This window comes from Psychroserpens sp. AS72, from assembly GCF_038900375.1.
Lineage (GTDB): Bacteria > Bacteroidota > Bacteroidia > Flavobacteriales > Flavobacteriaceae > Psychroserpens.
The window spans coordinates 1-25657 of sequence record NZ_JBBMRC010000013.1 but is presented as its reverse complement, the minus strand read 5'-3'; the positions used below and the strand labels follow the sequence as shown (position 1 = coordinate 25657).

Sequence of the window (25657 nt, the reverse complement as noted above, 5' to 3'; positions counted from 1 at the left end):
CTATAAATGCTCAGAAAAGTTTTTGGAAGCGCTGTTTTTGGCGTTGAGGCTACAACTATTACAGTTGAGGTCAACGTTGATTCAGGTATCGGTTACCATCTTGTAGGTCTTCCAGATAATGCAATTAAGGAAAGTAATTTTCGTATTGCAGCCGCACTTCAAAATAATGGTTATAAAATTCCAGGTAAAAAGATTATTATCAATATGTCGCCTGCCGATTTACGTAAAGAAGGGTCTTCATATGATCTCACTTTAGCTATTGGTATTCTTGTCGCAACAAATCAAATTCAAGGTGATGATATCGATAAATATCTTATTATGGGCGAATTATCTCTCGACGGAAATTTGCAACCTATAAGAGGTGCGCTTCCCATTGCAGTAAAAGCTAAGGAAGAAGGGTTTAAAGGATTTATCCTTCCGAAGCAAAACGCTAAAGAAGCTGCTATAGTTGACGGATTGGAAGTTTTTGGAGTTGATAATATTTCTCAAGTCATTAAATTTTTTGATGTTGGAGAATCGTTGGAGCAGACCATCATTAATACAAGAGAAGAATTTTATAAAAATTTAGATTTCCCAGAGTTTGATTTTAGTGACGTAAAAGGGCAAGAGAGTATCAAGCGTTGCATGGAAATAGCAGCAGCTGGTGGACATAATATTATTTTGATTGGTCCTCCAGGTGCAGGAAAAACGATGCTTGCTAAAAGATTACCAAGTATTTTGCCACCAATGACACTGCATGAAGCTTTAGAGACGACTAAAATACATTCGGTTGTTGGTCGCGTTAAAGAACATACTGGATTAATGGCTCAAAGGCCTTTTAGGAGTCCGCATCATACCATTTCAAATGTTGCCTTAGTTGGAGGTGGTAGTTATCCGCAACCAGGAGAAATCTCATTATCTCACAATGGTGTTTTGTTTTTGGATGAACTTCCAGAATTTAAACGAGAAGTTCTAGAAGTGATGCGTCAACCGTTAGAGGATCGCGAAGTCACGATTTCTAGAGCAAAATTTACGGTGACCTATCCATCATCATTTATGTTGGTCGCAAGTATGAATCCAAGTCCAGGTGGTTATTTTAATGACCCAAATGCTCCTGTAACTTCTTCTCCTGCGGAAATGCAACGGTATTTGAGTAAAGTCTCTGGACCATTATTAGATCGTATAGATATTCATATAGAAGTAACTCCTGTGCCTTTTGATAAATTGGCTGATGAACGAAAAGGGGAAACTTCTGTAGAGATAAGAAAACGTGTGACAGCAGCTAGAGAAATACAAACCATACGTTTTGTAGACTCTGAGAAAGTACATTATAATGCTCAGATGAATACTAAATACTTGCGAAAGCACTGTAAATTAGATGATGCGTCCATGCAACTATTAAAAACAGCCATGGAACGTTTAAATTTATCTGCTAGAGCTTATGACCGGATTTTAAAGGTGTCTCGTACAATCGCAGATCTTGAAGCAGCAGAATCTATCAATGGTTCTCACATTTCCGAAGCTATACAATATAGAAGTATGGATCGAGAGGGTTGGTTGGGTTGAATTTTCACAAATATTATAATTTAAAACCTTAAATTTATAATATGAAAAACTATTATATATTATGCTTTGTGTTACTCGTTTTGAGTTGCAACACATCCGAAGAAAAGAAAAAAACAAATACTAAAGAAAAAGTTGAAGTAGAGCGGGTTAAAATACCTACTATCAATATAGAAGAAGCAAATAGGTTAGTACAATTGCCAATTCATTGTATTCAAACAGAGTACCCAAATAAGCTTAATCAGACCATTGGTGATGCTGATGATTTGAAGTCTCCTCAAGATCTGCATCCTGCGTTTTATGGTTGCTTTGATTGGCATTCTGCAGTTCATGGACATTGGAGTTTGGTAAGCTTGTTGAGGCAGTATCCGGATTTAGAAAATGCAGAAGTGATTAAAAGGATGTTGCTGGAAAACCTGTCTCAGAAAAATATAAAAGCTGAGGTTGATTATTTCTTCGGAAAGTATAACGCAACATACGAGCGCACTTACGGTTGGGCTTGGTTATTGAAACTAACCGAAGAGCTGCACAAGTGGAATGATCCTATTTCTAAAGAGTTAGAGTCAAATTTACAGCCGTTAACCGATTTAATTGTTGAAAAATACATTGATTTTATTCCGAAGTTAAACTACCCAATCCGAGTAGGAGAGCATGCTAACACAGCTTTTGGGTTGTCCTTTGCTTATGATTATGCAAAAACGCTAGGAAATGAGCAATTACAATCGTTAATAGAGCAACGTGCTAAAGATTTTTATATGGCAGATGCTGGCTGTCCTTTGAGTTGGGAGCCAAGTGGTTTTGATTTTCTGTCGCCTTGTTTTGAAGAAGCTGCGTTGATGAAGCGTGTATTGTCAACAGATGAGTTTAAAGCGTGGCTCAACGATTTTCTTCCGCAGTTAAAAGATGAAAATTTTACATTAGAAACAGGAAAAGTAAGTGATAGAACCGATGGGAAGCTCGTGCATCTAGATGGTTTTAACTTCTCTCGAGCGTGGAGTTTAAATGAAATTGCAAAAGATTTGCCAGAATATAAACATCTTAAAAATATCGCAAATCAGCATATTAATTATTCGCTACCAAGTATTGTTGGAGATAGTTATGAAGGTGGTCACTGGTTAGGTAGTTTTGCAATTTATGCTTTAAATACTGTTGATCGTGATTAAAAACTGGTTTAAAAATATTGGTCCAGGACCTTTGGTTGCTGCTGCGTTTATTGGGCCAGGAACTGTTACGGTTTGTACTATTGCTGGTGTAACACATGGGTTTACATTGCTTTGGGCTATGTTGTTGTCTGTGGTTGCGACAATAGTATTGCAGGAAATGTCTGCTCGATTAGGTATTGTGTCTCAAAAAGGATTATCTGAAGTCATTAGAACTGAAATTTCTAATCCGTTTTTTAAAGTTTTAACAGTGATTTTGATTCTATCAGCAATAGTAATTGGAAACGCTGCTTATGAGGCTGGCAACATTAGTGGAGGAGTTTTGGGGCTGGAAGCATTAACTGGGAGTGCTAATGGATATGGTGCTTTGTGGAGTATTGTAATTGGTGTTGTTGCCTTTGTATTGCTTTTTATTGGTAATTATAGAGTTTTAGAAAAAGCTCTAATAACATTGGTGGTTATGATGAGTTTGGCGTTTTTAATAACTGCAATTTTAACAAAGCCTAATCTTTCGCAAATTTTAAAAGGTTTGTTTACACCAGATTTTTCAAATGATAATATATTAACAGTCATTGCATTGGTAGGAACAACGGTTGTGCCATATAATTTGTTTTTGCATGCGTCATTGGTGAAAGAGAAATGGAAAAATACTTCAGATTTAAAATATGCTAGAAAAGATACCATTATTGCTGTAATTCTAGGAGGTATTGTGTCTATGTGTATCATTATTTCGGCAGCAGCAATTAAAGATGGTCAGGTAAATAATGCTGTAGATTTAGCAAAAGGATTAGAACCATTGTTTGGAGTGTACTCTAAATATTTTTTATCTATAGGGTTGTTTGCGGCAGGAATAACAAGTGCTATAACAGCGCCTTTAGCTGCGGCTTATGTGGCAACAGGTTGTTTGGGTTGGAGTTCTAATATGAGGTCTTTGAACTTTAGATTAGTGTGGATGTTAATTTTAGGATTGGGTGTTCTGTTTTCTTCAATTGGTTTTAAATCTATCGAAATTATCAAGTTTGCTCAAGTAGCTAATGGGTTGTTGTTGCCTTTAATTGCTGGATTTTTGCTTTGGGTAATGAATAAATCGTCAATTCTTGGGAAGTATAAAAACTCTGTGATTCAAAATGTTTTCGGATTTATTATCTTCGGAATAGCGCTGTTTTTGGGTGTTAAGAGTATTTTAAAAGTGTTTGAATTGTTGTAAAATAAATAAATGAAATCTATAGATATCAATTGTGATTTAGGAGAAGGGTTTAATAATGAGGCGCAACTCATGCCATTAATTTCATCATGTAATATTGCTTGTGGTGGACATGCTGGAGATTTGCCAACGATTAACTATGCTATTGAGCTCGCAAAATTGCATCAAGTTAAAATTGGTGCACATCCTTCGTTTCTAGATAGAGAGAATTTTGGAAGGGTAAACGTGAAAATGTCTTCAAGTGATTTGTATGGTATTTTGAAATCTCAAATTGAAAGTTTAAAGTCTGTTGTAGAGTCGAAAAATTTAAAACTCCATCATGTGAAGCCACATGGTGCACTGTACAATCTAGCTTCTGTAGATAATGAAGTAGCGAGAATTGTTGTTGAAGTTGTAAAGGATATTGATAAAAACCTCGTCTTGTATGCGTCTTTTGGTTCTGTAGTTTCTGAAATAGCGCAAGACAATGGAGTGAAAGTGATGTTTGAGGCTTTTGCAGATAGAAATTATAATGGTGATCTAACTTTAGTCTCAAGAACTGATTCAGGAGCATTAATTCATGATAAAGATGACATGTTTAAACATGTTTTTAATATGATTTCTTGCGGAAATGTAACGACTAGAAATGGAGTAGAGGTAGCGTTAAAAGTAGATACAATTTGTGTGCATGGTGATGGTGAAAATGTAGAGGAAAATTTGACTTTTTTAAAGCAAAAATTAATTGAAAATAATATAGAAATATCTTGATGTATTTATGGGTTTTGAATTGACATATCGACGCTTTTCAGAACGTTCTATTTTGGTAGAATGGCCTCAGGAAATTGATGAATATATTCTTAAAGATGTGTTGTTGTTTAAAAATTCGCTTTTGAGTTTCAATGGTAAACTAATACTTCAAATAAATAGTGCATATAATTCGTTGTTAATTATTTATGGTATCACTATTGATAATGTCAATGATGAAATATTAACATTAAAAGCACATTATTTAGAGCGTAATATAGTAAAAAAAATGACAACCAAGCTTTTTAAAATACCTGTGTGTTATGATGAGGAATTTGGGTTGGATTTAATAGAAATTTCCGAAGCAAAACAGCTATCAATTCCTGAAATTATCCAACGACATTCTAAGCCTATTTATACTGTTTTTTTTATAGGATTTTTACCTGGTTTTTTATACTTAGGAGGATTGGATGAACACCTCCATTTTCCGAGGAAAAAAAGTCCGAGACTTGATGTCAAAAAAGGAGCAGTTGCAATTGGAGGTGAGCAAACAGGAATTTACCCAAACGCAAGTCCAGGAGGTTGGAATATTATTGGTAATTCTCCAATAGACTTATTTCTTCCTCATAAAAAAGAACCTTGTTTTGCAAAAGCTGGAGATAAAATACAGTTTGTACCTATTTCAAAATTAGAATATGACGATGTCGTTTTTCAAATGAAACAAGGAAGCTATAATTTAGAAAGCGATGTGATTGATGATTGAGATTTTAAAAACAGGTTTGTACGATACAATTCAAGATAATGGTAGAATGGGTTGGCAAGAGTTTGGTGTGCCAATCTCAGGAGTTATGGATAGATATTCGGCAACTTTAGCTAATTCTATTTTAGGTAACTCTAATTATGCTGCAGTACTAGAAAGTGTTGTTGTTGGTCCGCATTTAAAGTTTAATCAAGACACTGTGATTTGTATTGCTGGTGCAGATATGAGTGTTGTTTTAAATGAAAGAGCTCTTAAAACCAATACTGTATATCAAGTTTTAAAAGGTGATATACTCAAATTTGGAACATGTAAATACGGTTGTCGATCATATTTAGCTGTTTTAGGTGGTTTTCAAACTGAAATACAAATGGGAAGTCGGAGTATGTATAAAGGTGTAACAGCAGATTATAAGTTATTTAAAGGTGATATGTTGTCAATTTCTAAGATTAGTAATAATGTTAGCAATTCATATTCAGCTGTTAAAATTGATAAAACCCATTTTGAAACCCAACAGTTAGAGGTTTTTATAGGGCCAGAATTTGATAAACTGGATAATAATACACAACATAAATTATTACATACTAAGTTTACAATTTCTAAAGATAGCAATAGGATGGCTTATCAATTTGATGACATTATAGAAAACGAATTAAAAGATGGTATTACATCATTGGTTTTACCTGGAACTGTACAGTTAACACCTTCTGGGAAACTGATTGTTTTAATGCGAGACTGCCAAACCACAGGAGGATATCCTAGAGTATTACAACTCACTGAAAAATCTATAAATAATCTCGGTCAACAGTTTATTGGTAATAAAATTTCGTTTAAATGTCTGTATTGGTAGGAAAAAAGAATGATTTTAACATAAAAAATAGTTTTGTATTAAGATTTTATATACATTGCTATCGCAATTAATTCAAAACAAATACATTATGAAAAAAATAGTACTAATTATTTTAGGGTTTATTCTTGGCGCTTTAGCCATGTATTTTTACTGTGTAAACAATCAAACTACAGATAATATGACAGAGACACCAACACCAAAAGGGGTTATTAGCCCAGCAGAGATTACAGCTTTAACGCAAGCATACAATCCAAGGTATGACACCATTAGTAATACAATTTTTAGAGGTATACCTGGAGGTGATAATAGATCATCATGGTATTCTTTAGAAGATTTACGTAATTATTTAACCATTGCTGAGAAACAAGTTAACGATTTAAAATATAATATGGATGGTGTAAGATTATATCTTGGAGCTCATCCAGCTGTAGGCAATACACCAGGTTATACCACTTTATTATTTGTGCCAACAGGTACACCTATGACATCTGAAGGAAATATGCTTAACTTAGCACTTCAAAAAGGAGATGGAAGTCCAGATATTCCTGGAGGTCCTGGATTTGATCATGGAGGACAAGGTGATCCTCCAGGTGCTAATTATCCTCAATAGATATAATTAATGTGATAGATATATTAACCAATTTTGAAAATTACTTAACATACATATTTGAAATAATAGCTGCCATAACAGGCAGCTATTATCTTTCAAAAAACAAAGATAGTGTTTTAAGAATATTTGTTTATTATTTGTGGCTTACAGTTTTTGTAGAAATCATTGGAAGCTATACGTATTTACTTTTAAATAATTATGATGTAAGTTGGTTTATAAATATAAAAAATAGCGTATTTTGTTATAATATTTGGCTTTATAATATATATGCATTTTTAGCTATAGGTTTAATAGGTTTGTTCTATTCAAACTTGATGACTAATATTTTCTTTAAAAGCATTATAATGTTTATTTTCGTTACCTATGTAATCTTTGCATTTGTGTTTTTTACGTTTTCAGAAGCTTTTTTTGTTAAATCATTACCTTATAATTACATTTTAGGAGGTTTTGTGATTAGTGTTTATGTCGTGCTTTATTTTATTGAGCTAATGCGTAGTGAAGAGCTGCTAGATTATTATAGATTACCATCTTTTTATATTAGTATTGCTTTATTAATTTGGTATTTATGTGCTATACCATTATTTATATTTAGTTCTTATTTTTATGATATAAACTCTAATTATGTAGAATTTAGATCAATTGCTTTATTGTTTATTAATATTTTTACTTATTCATGTTATACGTTTGGTTTTTTATATTCTCTCAAGAGGAGCAAGCAGTAAACGAAGAACAAATTGCTTTAATAGCTTACGTGATTATTGCGGTTTTAATGCTATCGGTTATGGCTATCCTTTTTTTTACAACTTTCCAAAAACGAAAAAACAAATTTCTTTTAGATCAAATCAAACAACAACAAGCTTTTGACGAAGAAATTTCTAGATCTCAAACCGAAATCCAAGAGCAAACTCTAAAACATGTAGGTCGAGAACTTCACGACAATGTAGGTCAGTTGCTCGCTTATGCTAATATGCAACTTAATGCATTAGGTTCTAAGGTTCCAGAAAACATAAAAAGTAATGTAGAAGAAACCACTCAAATTGTAAAAGATAGTTTAAAAGAAGTGCGCGCACTTTCAAAATCTTTAAACAGTGATGTATTATCTAATATTGGACTTGAAGCCTCCATAAAAAATGAAATTGAGCGCTTAAAACGAATGGATTTCTCTGCTGCCGAATTAGAACTACTTGGCAATAAAAGGGAGCTCAACGATAAAAAGCATGAAATAATAATTTTCAGAATCTTACAGGAGTTCTTTTCAAATTCGGTTAAATATTCCGAAGCAAATGAAATCAAAGTTATTTTAGATTACCAAGAAAATCAGTTGATTATCAAAGCATCAGATGATGGAATTGGTTTTGACGTAGCTTCCGCAGAAAAAGGGTCAGGACTCATTAACATGAAGAGTAGAGCAGAGCTTATTGAAACTCATTTTAATCTAGAATCACAAATTAATAAAGGTGTAACATTAACGCTTACGTATCCTTTCACGTAAAATCACTTACCTTCATTAATTCTCGCAAGCCTTCCAAATAGGATCATTTGGTAGAGCTGCTAAAACATCAATAGTTTCTTTAGATACAGGATGAATGAACTGCAATCGCCTAGCATGTAAACTGATACTTGCATCTTTGTTACTTCTATCAAATCCGTACTTTAAATCACCTTTAATTGGTGATCCTATGTTTGATAATTGCGCTCTAATTTGATGATGTCTACCGGTTTCTAATTCAATTTCTAAGAGATAAAAATTATCTAAAGCTTTTAAAGTTTTATAATGCAAAATTGCTTTTTTACTTTCTTTTATTTCCTTCGGAAATGCACTTGACTTATTGTTTTTAGGATTCTTTTTTAACCAATTGATTAAAGTGTCCTCAGGGTTTTCTGGAGCATTTTTAACAATTGCCCAATAGGTTTTATTGGCTTTCTTTTCAGCAAATAACTTATTAAGTCTTGGTAGTGCCTTACTTGTTTTTGCAAACATGACTATTCCAGTCGTTGGTCTATCCAATCGATGTACAACGCCTAAATAGACGTTTCCTGGCTTGTTGTATTTGTCTTTAATGTATTCCTTAACAACATCGCTAAGCGGTTTGTCGCCAGTTTTATCACCTTGTACAATATCACCAGATCGTTTGTTAACGATAATGATGTGATTGTCTTCGTAAATAACTTGAAGATTAGATTTGTTAGAAAGGATTTTAGACATGGATTTATTCAATGTTTGAGTGGTCTGAAAACTGCGACTGAAAACTGAATACTAGTACTGTTCTGAGTCATTTGGAAAATCCTCAGCCTTCACATCATCAACATATTGACCAATTGCTTGGGTCATTTCTTCATATAAATTCATATAGCGACGTAAAAAACGCGGATTAAACTCATGTGTCATCCCAATCATATCGTGAAGAACCAATACTTGTCCGTCAACACCACCTCCAGCACCAATTCCAATTACAGGAATAGAAACACTTTTAGCAACCTCTTCTGCCAGTTTTGCAGGAATTTTTTCTAAAACAATCCCAAAACAACCCGCTTTTTCGAGCATTAGAGCGTCCTCTTTGAGTTGTTGAGCTTCTTGCTCTTCTTTAGCTCGAACTGTATATGTTCCAAATTTATAGATAGATTGAGGCGTTAATCCTAAATGTCCCATAACAGGAATTCCAGCATTTAAAATACGTTTTATAGACTCTTTAACTTCTTTTCCACCTTCCATTTTCACTGCATGACCTCCAGACTCTTTCATAATTCTTATTGCAGAGCGCAACGCTTCTTTAGGATCACTTTGGTAACTTCCAAACGGTAAATCAACTACAACTAAAGCGCGATCAATGGCTCTCACTACAGATGATGCATGATAAATCATTTGATCCAAAGTAATTGGCAATGTCGTTTCATGACCAGCCATCACATTACTTGCAGAATCTCCAACTAAAATCACATCAACACCAGCACCATCAACAATTTTCGCCATAGTATAATCATAAGCGGTAAGCATAGATATTTTCTCACCTTTAGATTTCATATCTACTAAGGTCTTTACTGTAATTCTTTTATATTCTTTTTTTGCTACTGACATGTGGTGTTTTTTAGTTATTCGTAAAAATACAGAGATTTCTTAAATTATATTTATTCTGAAGCTCAAAAACAATTAATTTTATATTTCTACGGAAATTTTAAAACTATGAAAAATGTCATCTTTTGTATTCTAATATGTACTTCTATATGCTCTTATTCGCAAACTTCGGAAACTGATAACGTTAAAGCAACCATTGAGCATTTTTTTGAAGCCTTTCATAAACAAGACAGTACGCTAATTTTAAAGACGGTTCATCCAGAGATTAAAATGCAATCCATCGGTAAAGACAAAGAAGGAAATAGTGTTTTAAGTACTTCAGAATTTAAAAAGTTTCTAAATTCTATAGTTTCAATTCCGAAGGAAAAAACATTTAAAGAAGAGATTCTTAGCTATAAAATTCAGGTAGATGGCGATATGGCACACGCTTGGACGCCTTATAAATTTTATTTCGACAGAAATTTTAGTCATTGTGGAGTGAATTCTTTTCAACTTTTCAAAGATGATGGGCAATGGAAAATAATCTACATAATAGATACACGACGACGAGAGTGTATGGAAGAGTAAGCTTCGCGTCTTTGCGCCTTTGCGAGAAAATTTAGCAATCACTCATATGCACACCAACAGCTAAACCACCTTCACTGGTTTCTTTGTATTTTGTATTCATGTCTTTTGCAGTTTCCCACATGGTTTGCACTACTTTATCAAAAGGGACTTTTACATTTTTAGGATCTATATCTAAAGCGAGTTCGCAAGCATTGATTGCTTTAATTGCTCCCATTGCATTACGTTCTATACAAGGAATTTGAACCAATCCACCAATGGGATCACAAGTCATACCTAAATGATGTTCCATTGCTATTTCTGCAGCAACTAAAACTTGTTCTGGAGTTCCTCCAGAGAGTTCGCAAAGCGCACCTGCTGCCATGGCAGATGATACACCAATTTCAGCCTGACAACCACCCATTGCAGCACTAATGGTCGCTCCTTTTTTGAAAAGACTGCCAATTTCTCCTGCAACTAACAAAAAGCGTTTAATATCTTCAAAATTAGCATCGTGATTTTCTATAACTAAATAATACATCAATACGGCAGGAATTACTCCAGCACTGCCATTAGTTGGTGCAGTGACAACACGTCCAAGTGACGCATTAACTTCATTGACAGCCAGTGCAAAGCAGCTGACCCATTTTAAGATTTGTCTAAACTTAACTTCAGTACCTCTAATAGCATAGAGCCATTCTACAGGATTTGTATAGGGAACTTCTCCTTTTAGTTTTTGGTGCATGTCATAAGCACGACGTCTTACATTTAATCCGCCAGGAAGATTTCCTTCGGTATGGCAGCCAACATACATACATTCTAACATGGTATCCCAAATACGTTGCATTTCAGAATCTATAGTTTCAATAGAACGTATGGATTTTTCATTTTCTAAAACTACTCCAGAAATGGATAATTTTAATTGCTCACAAAATTTTAATAATTGGACGCCATTTTCAATAGGATAAGGAAACGTACAATAGAATATGATTTTATTTTTCTTTGATAACTTTCGTTCTTCTTGTACTACAAATCCACCACCAATAGAGTAGTAGGTTGATTTGTATCGTCTACCATTAATAAGTGCTGTAAAGATCATTCCGTTAGAATGAAATGGTAGAAATTTTCTATTAAAAACAATATCTGTTTTAATATCAAATTCAATGGGTCTTTCGTTATTAAATAAAAGAGTATTAGTGTTTTTTACAGAGGCAACAATAATATCAATAGATTCTACTGGGATATATTCAGGATCAGCTCCACTTAAACCAAGTATAACAGCATAGTCTGTGGCATGACCTTTTCCTGTTAAAGATAAGGACCCATAAAGGTCAACAGTAATCTTTTCAACCTTGTCAAACTTTTTAGTTTCTTTAAGCTCTTTAATCCAACGTTCTGCAGCTCTCCAAGGTCCCAATGTATGAGAACTTGATGGGCCAACACCAATCTTGAGCATGTCAAATACAGAAATACACTCCATTTATAAAACCGTTTTAAGTATGTCAAATATATCAATTACTACCTTGAAAGTTTCAAATTTATTGAAATAAAAAAAGCCTGAAATTCAATTCAGGCTTTCTAGAATTTAATTATAAAGATTATTGTACATGTTTCATGACTTCTGTAAAATTAGTAATATCAAGATCAATGCTATTTACAAAGTCTACTGGTAAAATTACAGTTCTAAATGTTTGATCTAGTCGATCACCATCTAAGAGCGTGTTGAAATCAAAAGTTGAGGGTCCTTCAATATAAAGGGTAACAAAATCAAAATTATGTTCAAAGTTATATTTGAACTCTCCACCGTTTTCGGTGTAAACAGTTTCAGGTAATAGTCTCCAAATATCAAATCCACCAGATTGACCCACAAGTCTATAGACTAATATCATATCTGTATCCAATAATTCAATAGTAAGAGGTATTTCAAAGGATACTTGATAATTGTTTGTAGCCGTGAAATTAATGGTGCGTTCAAAAGATTGTCCTACAAAATTGACACCATTTTGGCCATCAAATCCTGGAGGTCCTTGAGGTCCCTCACAAGCTGTTAATAATAAAGCAAATACCGGAATTAAATAAAATATACGTTTCATGTCTTTAAGTTTTTTTTAAATGTATCAAATGATATACCAAAATGCTTACAATTGAATATAATGTTCAAAATAAATTTCTGACATCATGTCATATATTTTGTCATGGCATAATGATTGCCATATAGAAAATGTAAATAAAAATGAACATAACATTTCCGAAGTAAAAAGGAAATACTTTAAAACAAATATAATTATGAGTAAGATTATTGGAATCGATTTAGGAACTACCAACTCTTGCGTTTCTGTAATGGAAGGTAACGAGCCAGTAGTTATCCCTAATGCAGAAGGCAAAAGAACAACACCATCAGTAATTGCCTTCGTAGAAGGTGGAGAAATTAAAGTTGGAGATCCAGCTAAAAGACAAGCAGTTACAAACCCAACAAAAACTGTTTATTCTATTAAACGTTTTATGGGTAACAAATATTCTGAATCTAAAAAAGAAGCAGAACGTGTACCATATAAAGTGGTAAAAGGTGATAACGATACACCAAGAGTTGATATTGATGGTCGTTTGTATACACCTCAAGAATTATCAGCTATGATTCTTCAAAAAATGAAGAAAACTGCTGAAGACTATTTAGGAACATCTGTAAGTGAAGCAGTAATTACTGTACCAGCTTATTTTAATGATTCTCAACGTCAAGCAACAAAAGAAGCAGGTGAAATTGCAGGTTTAAAAGTTCGTAGAATTATCAACGAACCTACAGCAGCAGCTTTAGCTTATGGAATGGACAAAAAGGGTGTAGACCAAAAAATCGTTGTTTTCGATTTTGGTGGAGGAACACATGATGTATCTATCCTAGAATTAGGAGATGGTGTATTTGAAGTACTATCTACAGATGGTGATACACACTTAGGTGGTGATGATGTTGATCAAAAAATTATCAACTGGTTAGCAGATGAGTTTAATGGAGAAGAAGGAATTGATTTACGTAAAGACCCAATGGCTTTACAACGTTTAAAAGAAGCGTCTGAAAAAGCGAAGATAGAATTATCATCTTCTGAACAAACAGAAATCAACTTACCATACGTTACAGCTACAGCGTCAGGACCAAAACACTTGGTACGTACATTAACACGTTCTAAATTTGAGCAGTTAATTGACGATTTAGTAAAACGTACGATTGAGCCATGTGCATCTGCTTTAAAAGCAGCAGGTTTATCTAAAAGCGATATTGACGAAGTTATTTTAGTAGGAGGATCTACTCGTATTCCAGTTGTACAAGCTGAAGTAGAGAAGTTCTTCGGAAAAGCGCCAAGCAAAGGAGTCAATCCTGATGAAGTAGTATCGTTAGGAGCAGGAATTCAAGGTGGAGTTTTATCAGGAGACGTAAAAGATGTATTGTTATTAGACGTTACACCTTTATCTCTAGGTATTGAAACTATGGGTAATGTAATGACGAAGTTGATTGAAGCAAATACAACGATTCCTACTAAGAAATCACAAGTATTCTCAACAGCAGCAGATAATCAGCCATCGGTAGAAATCCATGTTTTACAAGGAGAGCGCTCAATGGCAGCAGATAATAAAACGATTGGTCGTTTCCATTTAGATGGTATTCCACCAGCACAAAGAGGAACACCTCAAATTGAAGTGACGTTTGATATTGATGCCAATGGTATCATTAAAGTATCTGCAACAGATAAAGCAACAAATAAAACTCAAGATATTCGTATTGAAGCATCTTCTGGATTAACAGAAGACGAAATTGCTAAAATGAAGCAAGATGCAGAAGCTAATGCAGATGCAGATGCTAAAGCAGTAGAAAACGCTAAGAAATTGAATGAAGCAGATGCTATGATCTTCCAAACTGAAAATCAGTTGAAAGAATTTGGTGAAAAATTATCAGATGATAAGAAAAAACCAATTGAAGAAGCACTTGAAGAGTTGAAGAAAGCTTATGAAACTAAAGATATCGAAGTTATTACACCAGCTTTAGAGAAAATCAATGAAGCTTGGAAAGTAGCTAGTGAAGAAATGTACAAAGCACAAGCAGATGCTCAAGGTGGAGCAGAAGCACCAGGACCAGATGCAAGCCAAAATGGTGAAGCAGAAGGAAGTGATGTAGAAGACGTAGACTTCGAAGAAGTGAAATAACAATAACGTCATGCTGAACCGTTACACTGAGCGTAGTCGAAGTGTTGTTTCAGCATCTCACAAATATAATTATTTAACATTTGAAAATACGCAATCAGAAATGGTTGCGTCTTTTTTTGGTTAAAAACTCAAAATTTAGTTATAAATTGTTATTCTTAAAATATTTAATATGCGATTATGTTATTTTGCCTGCCTTGTTTTTTTGATGTCATCTTGTAGTAGTGATGATACTGCCTCAGGAGAACAGAACTATCCAGAGCATATTTTTAATTATGATTTGGTGTTAACAAATCAACTTGAAGTAGATCTGTTTGGTCAAGAAAATTATACAAACGTAACAGGAGATGTGATAATAAATGGTGAAGATGTTGACTTAAATCCTATTACCAATTTATCTGCGCTTAGTTCTCTAGAAACCATTGATGGTAATCTTAGCATTAGATATACTAATGTTGTATCACTAAATGGATTAGAAAATATTTCATCAAGTGTTGAAGATTTACTAATAGAATATAATGATAAATTAACAGCTATAAATGCATTAAGTAATATCTCAAATTTTAATACTATTAGGATTAATGATAATAATAAATTAGAAAGTTTGATTGGGTTAAATGGAGCCACTCAACTAGTAAGGATAGTACTTCTAAATAATGAAATGTTAGATAACCTTGATGGTTTGAGCAATTTGTCAACTGTTCAAGAAAATTTTAATTTAATCAATATACCACTCACAGATATTTCTGCTTTAAATAATTTAACAAATGCTGGTTCTCTCTATATTGGAGGATCTCAATTAACGAACCTCAATGGTCTCTCTAATGTAACAGCATTACAAACTTTTGAAGTACAATATAACACTCAGTTATTGAGTTTAACGGGTTTAAGTGGACTTATAGACCTACAAGGATTGGTCGTTAGATATAATCCAAGTTTACTATCATTAACTGGTTTTTCAAGTAATGTAAATAGTTTAGAGATTTTGACTATCAGTATGAATTCTTCATTAGTGAATTTGGAGGGCTTAGAGTCAATTATTAGTATTGAAGACATTCAATTAATAGATAATGATCATTTATTAAATTTAGAAGGATTAAATCCATTACTTAACGTTACCAATGATATAGAAATTACTGAAAACCCTCTATTATCAAATATTGATAACTTAAATAATGTAAACTCACTTAATAATATAATACTTACCTATAATAGTCAATTAACAAATTTAAATGGGTTAAGCAACTTGTCTACAATTAATGAAAGTTTGGAGATTACTAATAACGCCTCATTAGTAGATATAGAATTGCAAAATTTGAACAGCGTACAAAGTTTGACATTAATCTCTAATCCTATGGTTGAGGTGAGTTTTCCTAATCTAACATCTATTGACGCGTTAAGATTAGAAATTAATACACAATTAGAACGTTTAGATGGTTTTACAGCTTTAGCTAATTTCGTTGGAACTCAGGGAAGTTTTTATGCTCAGTATAATACTAGTTTAAATGACTATTGTGGATTAAATAATTGGGTATTAAATAATTCTACAAATTTTAGCAGTTTCGTTGCTCAAGGTAATGGGACCAATACTAGCATAGCTTTTTTTGAAGCTGGAAATTGTAATTAATAAATGAATTGCCAATTAAATTTTTGATTTGCGCAAACAAACTCAAACAAATCATAAAAAATTAAATTTTTTATTTATTGCATTAGCTTTAGTATTAACAGCTTGTTCTGGTGATGATGATAGTTCTCCTACAAACACTTCAGGAGACCTCTTAGGAACATGGATTGGACAAGATGTTGATTATACAGGTAATTCATCAAAAACTGTACAAGGACAATCTTTTGATGCTACATTTGTAGGAGAAGCGTACGATGTAGATTATACATTAACCTTTACTGAAAATCCAAATGAAGTTTTGTCAGATGGTTCTTACAGTATAGAATTAACAACGACATCACTAGGACAAACACAAGTAGATAATGTTGAAAATTTAGAATTTTTAAGTAATGGTACTTGGTCAAGAACCGGTAACGAATTAACTGTTGTTAATGATGGTGAACATCTGTTGCCACTATTTTAGAACTTACTGAAACATCATTAAAGTTAGGTATTGTACAATCTGATGTAATTGCTCAAGAAGGTGTATCTGTAACTTCTAACATAAATGTTATTACGACTTACACAAGAATGTAATTAGAAATACTTCTTAAATATATAAACGCAATCAGAAATGGTTGCGTTTTTTTTTGAGTTATTGTTATTATAACTCTAAAATTATGCAGAATACCTAATAATGATTGAATTGCGAATTAAACGACTTCAATTGTCAATTAAATTTTTAGATTTGCGTAAACAAACTCAAACAAATTATGAAAAAATTAAATTTTTTATTTATTGCATTAGCTTTAGTATTAACAGCTTGTTCTGGTGATGACGATAGTTCTCCTACAACCACTTCAGGAGACCTCTTAGGAACATGGATTGGACAAGATGTTGATTATACAGGTAGTTCATCAACAACTGTTCAAGGACAATCTTTTGATGCTACATTTGTAGGAGAAGCGTACGATGTAGATTATACATTAACCTTTACTGAAAATCCAAATGAAGTTATTTCAGATGGTTCTTACAGTATAGAATTAACAACGACATCACTAGGACAAACACAAGTAGATAATGTTGAAAATTTAGAATTCTTAAGTAATGGTACTTGGTCAAGAACCGGTAACGAATTAACTGTTGTTAATGATGGTGAAACATCTGTTGCCACTATTTTAGAACTTACTGAAACATCATTAAAGTTAGGTATTGTACAATCTGATGTAATTGCTCAAGAAGGTGTATCTGTAACTTCTAACATAAATGTTATTACGACTTACACAAGAATGTAATTAGAAATACTTCTTAAATATATAAACGCAATCAGAAATGGTTGCGTTTTTTTATACATAAAGCCAATATTATATATAAAACCCGTTAATTTGTATTCATGACATTTTCCAAATCCATAGAAAGCACATTTCAACCTAAACGTCTTGCCATAAAACTTACTGCAAAAGGTGAGAATTATGTGCAACAAGGGCATCCTTGGGTATTTTCAGAAAGCATTGTGAAAATTAATGATGATGCAAAATCAGGTGATTTGGCTATTATCTTCGGAAAGCGAAAAAACGGAATGATTGGCATAGGATTATACGATGCAGATTCTCCAATTCGTATCAAAATGATTTATAGCGAAAGCAAAGCTGTAAAAATTGATGACGCTTTTTTTCTTCGGAAAATTGAAAATGCATACCAAAAACGTCTTCCATTATTAAAAACAGACACGACAAGCTACCGACTCATTTTTGGTGAGAATGACAAGTTTCCATCACTAATTGCAGATGTTTATGATTCTGTTTTAGTCGTAAAGCTATATTCTGAAATCTGGTTACCATATCTCAAAACTATATTAGAAAGTTTAGTAAAAACTTCAGGTTGTAAAACCATTGTCATACGGTTGAGTCGTGGTTTGCAACAATCAAACTCACATCAACTTAAAGATGGAGAAGTAGTTTATGGAACTTTAGAAAACGAGGTTGTAGAATTTGTAGAACATGGCGTGAACTTTTCAGCCAATGTGATTAAAGGACATAAAACAGGATACTTTTTAGATCATAGAGAGAATAGAAGACAAGTAGGATTGTTGAGTAACAACAAAACCGTTTTGGATGTATTTTCTTATGCTGGCGGATTTTCAGTACACGCCTTAGCGAATGGAGCTAAAGAAGTGACTAGTTTAGATATTAGTTCACAAGCCTTAGAAATTGCAGTTCAAAATGGTAAATTGAATGATTATCCAGGAAAGCACTTTACTTTAGCTGGTGATGCCTTTAAAATTTTGGAGCAGCTCATTTCAGAAAAAAAGAAATTTGATGTGGTTGTTATTGATCCGCCAAGTTTTGCAAAACAACAATCTGAAATTTTACTCGCCAAAAAAAAATACGCACAATTAGCAAGACTAGGAGAACAATTAACAGCTAGAGAAGGCTTGTTGGTATTAGCATCTTGCTCATCTAGAGTGACCTCTACAGCATTCTATGATATTAATGAACAGACGTTGATAGCTACAAAACGTTCGTTTTCCGTAGTACAAAAAACACAACATGATATTGATCATCCTATTGGTTTTCCAGAAGGTGCTTATTTAAAATGTGGTTATTATAGATTTCAAGATTAGTAAACTGTTATGCGTGCATAATATTTATTATATTTGTCTAACTTAATTTATTACGTATGCAAACCAAGCTCACACAACTTCTCAATATAAAATATCCAATCATACAAGCACCAATGTTTTTAGTGTCTAATGTTGCTATGGTGACAGAAGCAATGAAAGGAGGAATTGCAGGTTGTATACCAGCACTTAATTATAGAACACTTGATGAATTAAGAGTTGCTTTACGTGAATTAAAAGCTAATAAAGTTGAAGGTGGCTCTTTTGGATTTAACTTAATCGTGAATAAATCTAATATTAAATATAAAGGTCAATTAGAAGTTATTTGCGAAGAAGGATGCGATTTTATTATTACATCTCTAGGAAGTCCAGAGGAAACGATTAATCAAGCACATGCTGTTGGGATTAAGGTGTTTTGTGATGTAACAGATTTACGTTTTGCACAAAAAGTTGAGCAATTAGGAGCAGATGCTGCGATTGCAGTAAACAATGAAGCTGGTGGTCACCGAGGGAAATTATCACCACAAGAATTGACGACTCAATTAAGTAAAGCGTTAACTATACCAGTGATTTCTGCAGGAGGTGTTGGATGTAAATCAGACATTGATAAAATGTTAAGTTATGGTGCAGAAGGTGTTAGTGTTGGGAGTCCGTTTATTGCATCAATAGAAGCAGGAGTGACCGACGAATATAAACAAGCTTGTGTTGATTATGGCGAAAAAGATATTATAATGACAGAGCGTATTTCTGGTACACCTTGTACAGTCATAAACACACCATATGTTCAAAAAATAGGAACAAAAGCTACATGGTTGGAAAACGTACTCAACAAAAATAAAAGTCTTAAAAAGTGGGTGAAAATGGTACGATTTTCTATAGGTATGAAAGCTACAGAAAATGCAGCTAAAAAAGCAACTTACAAAACAGTTTGGGTTGCAGGACCAAGTATTGAACATACTAAAGAGATTCTACCAGTTAAAGATATTGTAGAGAACTTAGTGAACTAATGCAAAAATCTAAAAAAATCTTAATAGCAATACTATCCATTGTAGGTATTGGTGTTATTGTTATTGGATTATTTTTTTGGATGCTTGTGTATGAGTCTAGAAAAGACATTTCTACTAAAAAGCCTTATGTCTCTTTTTTGAACACACCACACATTATTAAAGATACAACGACGATTAGATGGTATGATACTAATTTGCGATTTAGTCATTATGCTTTAGTTACTAATGAATATTCTCATTTTAATGAAGATGAAGTAAAATCTGTAAAACATTATTTCCCTGGAGATACTGTGATGTTTCATTCTGCAAAATCATATTATAGCATTCACGTAGATAATTCATATTATCTTATAGGTAGTGATACATTAGACTCAGGAGAAGTTGTTGAATTTGAATATAATTTTCATGGTGGAAATCCAGATGATCTATTTGGAAATTGAACTCGGTTAATTTAAATCGTGATAACGCTCACAAATAATTCTATAAAAACATAAATTTAAAGAATATTATTTGCTTTAAATGAAACGTTTTTTATACATCATATTCGCTTTCCTATTAATTCTCATAGCTTTAATATACTGGTCTTTATCGAGCACAGATAAAACATTTGAACGCAGCAGAGTTTTAAATTTTACTGATTTAGAAACTGTAAATTTTCGTGATTATGATTCTGTGTTAGTAGCAGCAAGTGAACTTTATGAACCAAATTTTGTGAAAGAATTCATTCAAGGTTCTCAATATCGAGATGAATGGGCAACACCAGTTCAAGTTCCTGTTTTATTTTTAGATACGCTATTTGGAGGTGTGACTATAATAAAAGAAGGAGGAGGAAAGCAAACCCACTCTTTGAAATTAATTGCTGAAAATGGAATTGAATACACACTTAGAAGTGTCAATAAAGACCCAGAACCACTTATTCCAGAACTTGCTAAAACACTAGGTTTAGAAAATATAGTTGTAGATGGAATTTCTGCACAACATCCTTATGGTGCGCTTTTAGCAGCTCGATTATCTGAAGCAGTTGGTGTATTACATACAAATCCAAAATTATATTTTCTTCCCAAGCAAGAAAAATTAGAAAGCTATAATAATAAATTCGGAAACCGTTTATTCCTTTTAGAGTATGAAACAGAAGGCGATGTTAATTGGACTAGATACAAAGATATTCAGCAATTAGTAGATACTGAAGATTTACAAAAACTCAAATTAACACTAAAAGACAGTTTAACAGTTGATAAAAAAGCACTCATAAGAGCAAGACTATTTGATTTTTTAATTGGTGATTGGGATAGGCATACCAAACAATGGGGTTTTGCACTTCAAAAAACTGATACTAATTATGTGGCAATACCTATTGCTGGAGATCGCGACAATGCGTTTTTTAATACTGATGGAGTTATTCCTTCCTTTTTAACCAATGAGAATGTTGTTCCCGAATTGCGACCTTTTGAAGACGACATCGATTTTATTGAAGGTCTTGTGTATCCATTTGATCGTTATTTCTTGATCAATACTCCTGAAACTCTTTTTTCTTCGGAAGCTAAAGCAATTCAAAGATTGTTAACTAACGACGTCATTGATGCATCACTAAAAGTTTGGCCAGTTGAGATTTCCGCATTAAACGGTATAGAGATTACCAATAAAATTAAAAGTAGAAGAGACGACCTTTTGGAATACGCTCTAAAATTTAAAGCTGAAATAGATAGGCAAGGTATTGTAACTGAAGATTTAAAAGGGTCTGAAGGTTTTAAATTACCCATTAATTTGATTAACTGTTTTATATGTGATTAATATATCAAACTTATAACTAATTGGTATAGTGTTTGTTTGTAACAAATAAGTAAGTTTTGCGACCTACAAATAAACACGTTTAATTAAAAAAGAAAAAAGTTATGATAAATAAAGGAACTGTAATATTAGGAGTATTAATAGGAGCAGCAGCTGGAGTATTATTAGCTCCAGAAAAAGGAAGTGCTACAAGAGATAAGCTAAAAAAAGAAGGTAAAGACATTAAGAATCAATTGTCTAGTGATTTAACAGAAGTTAAAGATGATTTAACTAAAGCAGCGTCTTCTGGGAAAGAATCACTCAAAAAAGAAATTAAAGATATTGCTTCAAAAACAAGTTATAAAACAGAACAAGCAATTACGTTTTTAGAGAAGCAATTAGCTATTTTAAAAGAAAAAAATAAAACATTACAAAAAACAAGTTAATAATCTTTAAAAATGGTCAACTTAATAGTTGGCCATTCTTCTTTAAGAATACCATAGCAACATGTAGAGCGTCTAAACCCATCGTTCATTACTGTGTCTTTTCTTAGGATGCCTTCTAATGTTGCTCCCAATTTTTCGACTGCTTTTCTAGATTTTTGATTACGTTCATCAATACGGAATTCTACTTTTTCAAATTCTAAAGTTTCAAATGCATATTGAAGCATTAAAAACTTCATCTGTTTATTCAGTCCAGTACCTTGAAACTCATGACCAATCCAAGTCCAACCTATATGTAGGACTTTATTTTTCCAATTAATTAATCCAAAACGCGTACTTCCAGCATACTGTTGTTTTACTTTATTATAAATAATAAATGGTATTGTCGTTTTATCTACATATCCAGCAATAGCGACCTTTACGTAATCTTTTAATGTTTCCGAAGTAGAAATCGTGCTAGGAGAGTAGTAGATTAAATTTTTCTCTTTAGAAATAGCAATTAAATGAGTATAATTTTCAAGATTTAATAGAGATAAAAGTACATATTCGTTTTCTAATTTTAACATCTAATGAGTTTAAAATGAATGGTTCCCCAAAAATATTCATAATTTTTTATTTAATAAGTATTTTAAAATAGAATGATTTTTATAGTGAATGTCATTGCACATAACTTTTATGTATTTCAACGAATTAATTATATCCATTAATTTAAATACATATATATTTACATCACTCCCTATAGCTGGTTTCTAGACTGTTAGAAGCTAGTAAAAATAATAGCATTTTAATTTCAGGTTGATTAATAGCGTATATCAACCAAGTCTACATATGACTTTTCTATAATGTCATGGTTTAACTTATAAACCAAAACACTATGAAAATCATTGCTATTATTTCACATTTCATGTATTGTTGCCTTAACAATATGTTGTTGAGTAAGAGATCATTATTGTTTGCAATATTGAGCTTTAGTTTTTTTATGACATCTGCACAAACGTTTTGCGAGGATATTTCTGGCAGAGATTGTGATAATTGTCCAAACTACACTGTAACTGCTAATCCAGATTTGACGGTTAGTTGTGATCAGCCAATTGATGTCATACTTATTATTGACGAATCTAATTCAATTGGTAATGAAAATGCAGAAGGTGATGTCCAATTAGGTGTAGAAACATTTCTACAAGAATTAGAATGTACACCTGTAAGAGTAGCTATAATTGAATTTGGCTCACGTGCTACTTTTGTTGTTAATTCTTATACTCCAGTTGCTAGTGTTACTGCTGGTATGTCTAATTATTTTAACGGAATTACCTATAACGGACAAACATATGATCCTGATCAAGGAAATTTAGGAGGAACAAATTGGCAAGCAGCTTTAGTGAGAGCTAATTCATTACCAACAGCCGATTTAGTCCTGATGTTTACCGATGGTGTTCCAACTACATATTCACCAGATGCTACAGGTACAGTACCAGGAAATGATTATTCTTTTTGTGATGATGGATCTACTACACAAGAAGCAGAAATATATAATGCTGTGCAAATGGCAAACATCCTAAAAGCTAAAGGATCTCATATGTTTATTTTAGGTGTTGGTGATGTTGATGCTTCTCTAATGAATGATATTTCAGATACTGATCAATATGGACCTACACAAACTATTGCAACAGCAGATTATTATGTGGATCCAAACTTTTCTACACTAGCGCATTGCTTTGCAAGTTTAGCTAATAGTATTTGTCCTATACCTGCTGAAGTTGATGGATCTACCATATGTGCAACAGATTCTAATGGTACAATATCTGTAACTATAAACCCAGGAGCTGTTGGTCCATTTGATGTTTCAGGAGCTGGTTTTCCAAATTTCACAACACCAAACCTTTCATTTACAATTAGCAATTTAGCACCAGGAAATTATGGTGTAACAATATTAGATACTGGTAACCCAAGTTGTTTTAATACAGGAACTTTTCCTGCGGAAGTGATTGGGACTCCAGAAACAATTCCAACATTTGATACAGTAGAAATTTGTGCAGGTGATATAGTAGATATTTTAACACTACCAACAACATCTAATAATGGTGTTGATGGAATTTGGGCGGAAGATAATGGTGTATTTACTTTTACACCAAATCAAAATGAATGTGCAGAAGAAACAGTATTAGTTATTAGTGAATTTCCTGTCACACCAGATGATGCAGCTTCAGGAGAGGCTTGTGTTGGAAATACTTACGAATATGAAGGTGTTCAGTATGAAATAGGATCACATGATATTCCAAGAACAGATGTTAATGGTTGCCCATATAAAACAGTATTAACGGTATCAGCATATGATGTCACACCAGATGATGTAGCTTCAGGAGAGGTTTGCGTTGGAAATAAATTTACATATGAAGGTTTAGAATATGAAGTAGGATCTTATGACATCCCAAGAACAGATGTTAATGGTTGTCCATATAAAACAGTATTAACGGTTTCAGCATATGATGTGACACCAGATGATGCAGCTTCAGGTGAAGTTTGTGTTGGAAACACATATGAATATGAAGGTATTCAGTATGAAATAGGATCACATGATATTCCAAGAACAGATGTTAATGGTTGTCCATATAAAACAGTATTAACGGTATCAGCATATGATGTAACACCAGATGATGCAGCTTCAGGAGAGGTTTGCGTTGGAAATACTTACGAATATGAAGGTGTTCAGTATGAAATAGGATCACATAATATTCCAAGAACAGATGTTAATGGTTGTCCATATAAAACAGTATTAACGGTATCAGCATATGATGTCACACCAGATGATGCAGCTTCAGGAGAGGTTTGCGTTGGAAATACTTACGAATACGAAGGTGTTCAGTATGAAATAGGATCACATGACATTCCAAGAACAGATGTTAATGGTTGTCCATATAAAACAGTATTAACAGTATCAGCATATGATGTGACACCAGATGATGTAGCTTCAGGAGAAGTTTGTGTTGGAAATAAATTTACATATGAAGGTTTAGAATATGAAGTAGGATCTTATGACATCCCAAGAACAGATGTTAATGGTTGTCCATATAAAACAGTATTAACGGTTTCAGCATATGATGTGACACCAGATGATGCAGCTTCAGGTGAAGTTTGTGTTGGAAACACATATGAATTTGAAGGTATTCAGTATGCAGTAGGAACACATAATATTCCAAAAACAGATGCCAATGGTTGTCCTTATACTACCGTATTGACAGTTACAGCTTATGAAGTAACTGAAGACATTGTAAACAATGTTACGGTTTGTGAAGGCGATTCACATCTATGGTTAGTAGATGGATTAAGCTATACAATAGTAGATTCACCAGTGGTATTAAATTTAACTGATTCAAATGGTTGTCCTTATACAGCAACATTGACAATTACTGAAGACGAAGCGCCAGATGCTGGAAATGACGGAACGTTAACAGTTTGTGCAGATGTAGTTCCAACTAATGAAGACTTATTTGATGCTTTATTAGGCACTCCAAATGAAGGCGGAACATGGAGCGGACCACTAGCAGACGTATATACCTATACATTTGC

24 protein-coding genes are annotated in these 25657 nt (G+C 33.1%); 19 read left to right on the top strand and 5 right to left on the bottom strand.

Translation table 11 applies throughout. The features are described 5' to 3' along the window. Positions 1-6 precede the first annotated feature (6 nt). The 8 genes from WNY78_RS17250 to WNY78_RS17215 all read left to right on the top strand — a co-directional run bounded on the left by WNY78_RS17250 (position 7) and on the right by WNY78_RS17215 (position 8338). Entirely contained in the window at positions 7-1545 is a 1539-nt protein-coding gene (locus tag WNY78_RS17250) for a YifB family Mg chelatase-like AAA ATPase (RefSeq protein WP_342874471.1), read from the top strand. Positions 1546-1586: 41 nt separating this feature from the next. Next, positions 1587-2705 carry a DUF2891 domain-containing protein gene (locus WNY78_RS17245; RefSeq protein WP_342874470.1) on the top strand — a complete coding sequence of 373 codons (1119 nt, stop codon included), beginning with the start codon at positions 1587-1589 and terminating at the stop codon, positions 2703-2705. After that, positions 2698-3909, top strand: coding sequence for an Nramp family divalent metal transporter (locus WNY78_RS17240; protein ID WP_342874469.1), 1212 nt, complete (start codon positions 2698-2700; stop codon positions 3907-3909). Before WNY78_RS17245 ends, WNY78_RS17240 begins: the two co-directional genes overlap by 8 nt. A gap of 9 nt (positions 3910-3918) precedes the next feature. Beyond that, the gene (gene pxpA / locus WNY78_RS17235; protein WP_342874468.1) at positions 3919-4653 is read left to right on the top strand and encodes a 5-oxoprolinase subunit PxpA; all 735 of its coding nucleotides are present in this window, start codon (positions 3919-3921) and stop codon (positions 4651-4653) included. Between the two features lie 7 nt (positions 4654-4660). After that, a complete protein-coding gene (gene pxpB / locus WNY78_RS17230) occupies positions 4661-5392 on the top strand; it encodes a 5-oxoprolinase subunit PxpB (RefSeq protein ID WP_342874467.1) in 732 nt (243 codons plus the stop codon). Beyond that, positions 5385-6236, top strand: coding sequence for a biotin-dependent carboxyltransferase family protein (locus tag WNY78_RS17225; protein ID WP_342874466.1), 852 nt, complete (start codon positions 5385-5387; stop codon positions 6234-6236). The genes pxpB and WNY78_RS17225 overlap by 8 nt, the downstream gene beginning before the upstream one ends. A gap of 88 nt (positions 6237-6324) precedes the next feature. Beyond that, entirely contained in the window at positions 6325-6846 is a 522-nt protein-coding gene (locus WNY78_RS17220) for a hypothetical protein (protein ID WP_342874465.1), read from the top strand. Between the two features lie 673 nt (positions 6847-7519). Then, entirely contained in the window at positions 7520-8338 is an 819-nt protein-coding gene (locus WNY78_RS17215; RefSeq protein WP_342874464.1) for a sensor histidine kinase, read from the top strand. Between the two features lie 15 nt (positions 8339-8353). Here the strand turns inward: WNY78_RS17215 and WNY78_RS17210 are convergent, their stop codons facing one another. Both WNY78_RS17210 and panB read right to left on the bottom strand, forming a co-directional pair. Next, on the bottom strand, positions 8354-9052 hold the full coding sequence (locus tag WNY78_RS17210) for an RluA family pseudouridine synthase (RefSeq protein ID WP_342874463.1): 699 nt from the start codon (positions 9050-9052) through the stop codon (positions 8354-8356). A 51-nt stretch (positions 9053-9103) separates the two neighbouring features. Further along, a complete protein-coding gene (gene panB, locus WNY78_RS17205; protein WP_342874462.1) occupies positions 9104-9922 on the bottom strand; it encodes a 3-methyl-2-oxobutanoate hydroxymethyltransferase in 819 nt (272 codons plus the stop codon). 105 nt (positions 9923-10027) lie between these two features. Here panB and WNY78_RS17200 point away from each other — a divergent pair, with 105 nt between their 5' ends. Next, positions 10028-10486, top strand: a complete 459-nt coding sequence (locus tag WNY78_RS17200) for a nuclear transport factor 2 family protein (protein ID WP_342874461.1) — start codon at positions 10028-10030, stop codon at positions 10484-10486. Positions 10487-10517: 31 nt separating this feature from the next. Here the strand turns inward: WNY78_RS17200 and WNY78_RS17195 are convergent, their stop codons facing one another. After that, positions 10518-11942 (bottom strand): L-serine ammonia-lyase, encoded by a 1425-nt coding sequence (locus WNY78_RS17195; RefSeq protein WP_342874460.1) that lies wholly within the window; start codon positions 11940-11942, stop codon positions 10518-10520. Positions 11943-12060: 118 nt separating this feature from the next. Continuing rightward, positions 12061-12555, bottom strand: a complete 495-nt coding sequence (locus WNY78_RS17190) for a dihydrolipoamide dehydrogenase (protein ID WP_342874459.1) — start codon at positions 12553-12555, stop codon at positions 12061-12063. A gap of 193 nt (positions 12556-12748) precedes the next feature. On the opposite strand from WNY78_RS17190, the gene dnaK reads away from it, so the two are divergent. From dnaK to WNY78_RS17145, 9 genes are all read left to right on the top strand, one after another. Continuing rightward, positions 12749-14653 carry a molecular chaperone DnaK gene (gene dnaK / locus WNY78_RS17185; RefSeq protein ID WP_342874458.1) on the top strand — a complete coding sequence of 635 codons (1905 nt, stop codon included), beginning with the start codon at positions 12749-12751 and terminating at the stop codon, positions 14651-14653. Between the two features lie 169 nt (positions 14654-14822). Then, a complete protein-coding gene (locus WNY78_RS17180; protein ID WP_342874457.1) occupies positions 14823-16277 on the top strand; it encodes a hypothetical protein in 1455 nt (484 codons plus the stop codon). Between the two features lie 28 nt (positions 16278-16305). Then, a complete protein-coding gene (locus tag WNY78_RS17175; RefSeq protein ID WP_342874456.1) occupies positions 16306-16737 on the top strand; it encodes a hypothetical protein in 432 nt (143 codons plus the stop codon). 289 nt (positions 16738-17026) lie between these two features. Continuing rightward, the gene (locus WNY78_RS17170; protein ID WP_342874455.1) at positions 17027-17548 is read left to right on the top strand and encodes a lipocalin family protein; all 522 of its coding nucleotides are present in this window, start codon (positions 17027-17029) and stop codon (positions 17546-17548) included. 98 nt (positions 17549-17646) lie between these two features. Continuing rightward, positions 17647-18876, top strand: coding sequence for a class I SAM-dependent rRNA methyltransferase (locus WNY78_RS17165; RefSeq protein ID WP_342874454.1), 1230 nt, complete (start codon positions 17647-17649; stop codon positions 18874-18876). 56 nt (positions 18877-18932) lie between these two features. After that, on the top strand, positions 18933-19880 hold the full coding sequence (locus tag WNY78_RS17160) for a nitronate monooxygenase (protein WP_342874453.1): 948 nt from the start codon (positions 18933-18935) through the stop codon (positions 19878-19880). Continuing rightward, positions 19880-20320 carry a hypothetical protein gene (locus tag WNY78_RS17155; RefSeq protein WP_342874452.1) on the top strand — a complete coding sequence of 147 codons (441 nt, stop codon included), beginning with the start codon at positions 19880-19882 and terminating at the stop codon, positions 20318-20320. Before WNY78_RS17160 ends, WNY78_RS17155 begins: the two co-directional genes overlap by 1 nt. A gap of 79 nt (positions 20321-20399) precedes the next feature. After that, the gene (locus tag WNY78_RS17150) at positions 20400-21671 is read left to right on the top strand and encodes a hypothetical protein (RefSeq protein WP_342874451.1); all 1272 of its coding nucleotides are present in this window, start codon (positions 20400-20402) and stop codon (positions 21669-21671) included. Between the two features lie 101 nt (positions 21672-21772). Next, the gene (locus WNY78_RS17145; protein WP_342874450.1) at positions 21773-22093 is read left to right on the top strand and encodes a YtxH domain-containing protein; all 321 of its coding nucleotides are present in this window, start codon (positions 21773-21775) and stop codon (positions 22091-22093) included. On the opposite strand, the gene WNY78_RS17140 is transcribed toward WNY78_RS17145, so the two are convergent. Next, the gene (locus WNY78_RS17140; RefSeq protein ID WP_342874449.1) at positions 22090-22656 is read right to left on the bottom strand and encodes a GNAT family protein; all 567 of its coding nucleotides are present in this window, start codon (positions 22654-22656) and stop codon (positions 22090-22092) included. The genes WNY78_RS17145 and WNY78_RS17140 overlap by 4 nt on opposite strands. 308 nt (positions 22657-22964) lie before the next feature. On the opposite strand from WNY78_RS17140, the gene WNY78_RS17135 reads away from it, so the two are divergent. Next, on the top strand, positions 22965-25657 hold a 2693-nt coding region (locus WNY78_RS17135), incomplete at its 3' end, for a VWA domain-containing protein (RefSeq protein ID WP_342874448.1).

Bases quoted from the DNA above. Each gene is read 5' to 3' on its own strand.
- WNY78_RS17155 (WP_342874452.1), top strand. From the start codon at position 19,880: ATGCAAAAATCTAAAAAAATCTTAATAGCAATACTATCCATTGTAGGT.
- WNY78_RS17250 (WP_342874471.1), top strand. From the start codon at position 7: ATGCTCAGAAAAGTTTTTGGAAGCGCTGTTTTTGGCGTTGAGGCTACA.
- WNY78_RS17245 (WP_342874470.1), top strand. From the start codon at position 1,587: ATGAAAAACTATTATATATTATGCTTTGTGTTACTCGTTTTGAGTTGC.
- WNY78_RS17170 (WP_342874455.1), top strand. From the start codon at position 17,027: ATGAAAAAATTAAATTTTTTATTTATTGCATTAGCTTTAGTATTAACA.
- WNY78_RS17190 (WP_342874459.1), bottom strand. From the start codon at position 12,555: ATGAAACGTATATTTTATTTAATTCCGGTATTTGCTTTATTATTAACA.
- WNY78_RS17150 (WP_342874451.1), top strand. From the start codon at position 20,400: ATGAAACGTTTTTTATACATCATATTCGCTTTCCTATTAATTCTCATA.
- WNY78_RS17140 (WP_342874449.1), bottom strand. From the start codon at position 22,656: ATGTTAAAATTAGAAAACGAATATGTACTTTTATCTCTATTAAATCTT.
- WNY78_RS17200 (WP_342874461.1), top strand. From the start codon at position 10,028: ATGAAAAATGTCATCTTTTGTATTCTAATATGTACTTCTATATGCTCT.
- WNY78_RS17145 (WP_342874450.1), top strand. From the start codon at position 21,773: ATGATAAATAAAGGAACTGTAATATTAGGAGTATTAATAGGAGCAGCA.
- panB (WP_342874462.1), bottom strand. From the start codon at position 9,922: ATGTCAGTAGCAAAAAAAGAATATAAAAGAATTACAGTAAAGACCTTA.
- WNY78_RS17165 (WP_342874454.1), top strand. From the start codon at position 17,647: ATGACATTTTCCAAATCCATAGAAAGCACATTTCAACCTAAACGTCTT.
- pxpA (WP_342874468.1), top strand. From the start codon at position 3,919: ATGAAATCTATAGATATCAATTGTGATTTAGGAGAAGGGTTTAATAAT.
- WNY78_RS17160 (WP_342874453.1), top strand. From the start codon at position 18,933: ATGCAAACCAAGCTCACACAACTTCTCAATATAAAATATCCAATCATA.
- WNY78_RS17225 (WP_342874466.1), top strand. From the start codon at position 5,385: ATGATTGAGATTTTAAAAACAGGTTTGTACGATACAATTCAAGATAAT.
- dnaK (WP_342874458.1), top strand. From the start codon at position 12,749: ATGAGTAAGATTATTGGAATCGATTTAGGAACTACCAACTCTTGCGTT.
- WNY78_RS17195 (WP_342874460.1), bottom strand. From the start codon at position 11,942: ATGGAGTGTATTTCTGTATTTGACATGCTCAAGATTGGTGTTGGCCCA.
- WNY78_RS17215 (WP_342874464.1), top strand. From the start codon at position 7,520: ATGTTATACGTTTGGTTTTTTATATTCTCTCAAGAGGAGCAAGCAGTA.
- pxpB (WP_342874467.1), top strand. From the start codon at position 4,661: ATGGGTTTTGAATTGACATATCGACGCTTTTCAGAACGTTCTATTTTG.
- WNY78_RS17220 (WP_342874465.1), top strand. From the start codon at position 6,325: ATGAAAAAAATAGTACTAATTATTTTAGGGTTTATTCTTGGCGCTTTA.
- WNY78_RS17210 (WP_342874463.1), bottom strand. From the start codon at position 9,052: ATGTCTAAAATCCTTTCTAACAAATCTAATCTTCAAGTTATTTACGAA.
- WNY78_RS17180 (WP_342874457.1), top strand. From the start codon at position 14,823: ATGCGATTATGTTATTTTGCCTGCCTTGTTTTTTTGATGTCATCTTGT.